This window comes from Colwellia sp. E2M01, from assembly GCF_018860585.1.
GTDB lineage: Bacteria > Pseudomonadota > Gammaproteobacteria > Enterobacterales > Alteromonadaceae > Colwellia.
Map to the genome: position 1 here is coordinate 1 of NZ_JAHKPR010000042.1, position 2,108 is coordinate 2,108.

Annotated in this window: 1 protein-coding gene; it reads right to left on the bottom strand. The window is 44.1% G+C overall.

Annotation, left to right across the window (positions count from 1 at the left end; genetic code table 11):
* Window positions 1-93: 93 nt before the first annotated feature.
* The gene (gene ltrA / locus KO502_RS09530; RefSeq protein ID WP_216022349.1) at window positions 94-1,368 is read right to left on the bottom strand and encodes a group II intron reverse transcriptase/maturase; all 1,275 of its coding nucleotides are present in this window, start codon (window positions 1,366-1,368) and stop codon (window positions 94-96) included.
* Window positions 1,369-2,108: the final 740 nt, after the last annotated feature.

Sequence of the window (2,108 nt, forward strand, 5' to 3'; positions counted from 1 at the left end):
ATCGAGTAGGGTGAGGCTTATGCCTCATCCCTCTCACAGAACCGTACGTACGGACCTCGTATACGGCTCCTGTACCCTTCACTTTTTATCAACTTATTTCCTAAACGCCGATAAAGCAAGCCATCCCGTATTCACTTTTTCTATTGGATATAAACCAAGCTCCTCAAACCATTTGTTTGGCATCGATACACAAGATAAAGGGCTCTGTGAGTTACGCCACGAGTTCATCTTAATGAACTTAAACGGTGGCTTTTTCCCTAACTGCTTTAGTCGTCGATGTAGCCTTGATGGCTTCTTCCACAACCTCAGCTGTATTGCCCTTAGTCTTCGTCTGATCCAACCTGCCAAGGCTTTTAGCTCTCGTTTACAATTGGCTATACTAAAATAATTTACAAAACCGCGCACAACTGGATTTAGCCGTTTTATTACTTCTGCTAAATTTATGCCGCCGTTACGTTTTGTTAATTGCTTCACTTTTTGTTTAAACCCGATGAGTTTTGATGCTTGTATCCGTGTCCACTGGCTACCTATCTCTACTCCCAAAAACTTCACTCCTTTGCTGCTATGAGCAATATGGGTTTTATTTTGGTTCACGGTTAATTTCAAGTCTCGCTCTAGTATCTGGGTGGATGCCTTAAGTGCTTCTTGCGCTGCTTTTTCTGTGCTGCACAAAATCAAGATATCATCTGCATACCTCACTATTCGGTGATTACGCTTTTTCATTTCTTGATCGAAAGCATCTAGGTAGATATTGGCCAATAACGGGCTAATTACGCCACCTTGTGGGCTTCCTATCGTACTAGCCTCCCAGTGTTCACCTATCATTACTCCGCTTTTTAAGAACTGATTAATCAGTTTTAAAATACTACCGTCCGTCACTTTGCGTCTAACACTGCTAATTATCAAAGCATGATCAAGCAGGTCAAAACACTTCGACAAATCCATGTCTACGACCCAGTCGCGATGGTATTTACGGATAAATACACTCGCTTTACTGATAGCGTCATGACAGCTTCGTTTCGGCCTATACCCATAACTCGATGGGTGAAAATCGATGTCGAATATCGGTTGGAGTATGTTCAATAGTGTTTGTTGCACTATTCGGTCTCGAACTGCGGGGATACCTAGCATTCTGACACCGCCATCATCTTTGGGTATTTCCACCCGTTTGACAGGTTGTGCTCTATATTGCTTGGTTTGCAGCTCAAGTTGCAGTTGTTTTAAGTTTGCTTCTAAATTCAGGGCGAAGGCGCCTACGGTCTGCCTATCTATTCCGGCCGCTCCTTTAGCTGCTTTCACTTTTTTGAATCCCTTGTACAGGTTATTAATGTCTAATAATTGTCCGTACAAGCTGTAGTAAACTGTCATTTTCTGCCTTTGCTTGCGGTATGTCTGCTCGTGTCACTCTACTTATCGCTGATTCTTCATGATGACATTAGGTGTGCTAGCCTTTTTGGCAATCTGCCTAAGTGGTCAGTCATTACTCCATTGCTCGCCCTTCAATTCTCAGCGTCTACATTCCTGCTTGGCCGTCATGTTTTGGCTATTTCCGTCGAAATACTTGTGAGCCGATAAACAAAAGTTCCCGTCTTTCATACGCTTAAAGAATACTTCCCCCCTTCGCAATCAATTAAAGCTTTTGGCTAAAGTTGACCCCATCAAACATAATGTTGATGGTCGGCTTGGTTTTCCCCTCCACACCATTACTGGCTTTCATCGGCCTAGCCTTACTCACTACTACGGGTTCATCTGCCACCTCACACCGACACTAAATCTTGGCTTTCACCTTGAATTTAGGCCACTTACTCTCATTAAGTTTAGATGCCAGGCTTCCCCAGTTACTGCACTAGCTCCCTGTTAGAAATTCCACCCTCAAACACAGTATTGGTCTGACTAAGTATAGGGCTTCGCGCTATTTTGGACGCTTACCCACCAATACCGCCGAAACAGGTTACGGTTAGTTGTGTACCTCTAACTTCCTATGGCTTCCTTCAGACCTCACCGTTAGCCAGTGACGCCCTTGCCATTCGGATTATCTTCCCTTTAGTCGGGGTGATAAGGCATCTTTCAGCCTATCGGGTTTGCCAGCTTCGCTGGGCAAACAAAAA